Here is a 232-nt window from a genome sequence, read left to right as displayed (position 1 = left end):
AAGACCGTTGATGCGTGTCAGATCGACACCAGCCCAGCGCGCCAGCGCCGTGCGTGCATCAAATCGCGGCGTGTGCTTGTGGCGCTGTTTGTCCGCACCCAGTTTGATCTCGTGGCACCCGAGCGGCTTGAGCAGCGCCTCGATCTTCGCGTCGCATTCGACAATACGTTGCGCCAGACTGTCAAACATGGACAGTGCCTGTGCGAGGACGAACAGATGTTCCTCGCGCCAG

Annotated in this window: 1 pseudogene; it reads right to left on the bottom strand. The window is 60.8% G+C overall.

Going from position 1 to position 232, the window contains the following annotated elements:
* Positions 1-189: pseudogene (locus GWC77_RS29055) on the bottom strand (IS110 family transposase); the annotation flags it as partial.
* Between the last annotated feature and the right edge of the window lie 43 nt (positions 190-232).

The organism is Paraburkholderia sp. NMBU_R16 (assembly GCF_013282575.1).
In the GTDB taxonomy this organism is placed as follows: Bacteria; Pseudomonadota; Gammaproteobacteria; order Burkholderiales; family Burkholderiaceae; genus Trinickia.
The sequence above is the reverse complement of the archived record's forward strand: the minus strand, read 5'-3'. Positions and strand labels throughout refer to the sequence as shown.